Below are 664 nucleotides of genomic sequence, written 5' to 3'. Positions count from 1 at the left end.
TGCCCGTTGCACCGGCCGGCAGGTCGAGGTCGACGGTCAGCAGCGTCTCGGTGAACTGCTCGGCGCGGGCGAGTGTGCGACCGCGGGCGTCCACCACCAGCGACCCGCCGTCGAAGACGAGCTCGTCCTGGCCGCCGACCAGGTTGACGTACGCGAGCGCGGCAGCGGCCTCCCGCGCCCGGGCCGCGGACAGTTCGTCGCGCTGGAACGCCTTTCCACGCTCGTACGGTGATCCGTTGATGCACACCAGCAGGTCCACCCCGGCGGCACGCGCGACCGCGACGGGCCCGCCGTCCTGCCAGAGGTCCTCGCAGATCGTGAGGCCGACATCAACTCCGTGCAGGCGCAGGACCGGGAACTCGTAGCCGGGAACGAAGTAGCGGAACTCGTCGAACACGCCGTAGTTGGGCAGGTGGTGCTTGGCGTAGCGGGCCACGACCTCGCCCCGCCACAGCACGGCGGCCGCGTTCTGCGGCTCGCCGGCGGGACGGCCCAGGCGTGGCGTGGGATTGCGGGAACTGTCGAGATAGCCGACGACAACGGCCAGTTCTCCGGCGCCCTCGTCGGCCAGGCGCCGGGCAAGACGATTGACGGCCGCGCGGGAGGACTGCGCGAACGAGCGACGCAGGACGAGGTCCTCGGCCGGATAGCCGGTGAGCGTCAT

General features: G+C 71.4%; 1 protein-coding gene. It reads right to left on the bottom strand.

What is annotated here, in order from left to right; all coding sequences use genetic code 11:
- Positions 1 to 664, bottom strand: a 664-nt coding sequence (locus DD1DGNOD_RS29860; RefSeq protein ID WP_283234730.1) for a nitrilase-related carbon-nitrogen hydrolase, incomplete at both ends; no start/stop codon positions are given.

Origin of the sequence: Candidatus Protofrankia californiensis, assembly GCF_900634765.1 — a bacterium.
Taxonomy (GTDB): domain Bacteria; phylum Actinomycetota; class Actinomycetes; order Frankiales; family Frankiaceae; genus Protofrankia; species Protofrankia californiensis.
The sequence above is the reverse complement of the archived record's forward strand: the minus strand, read 5'-3'. Positions and strand labels throughout refer to the sequence as shown.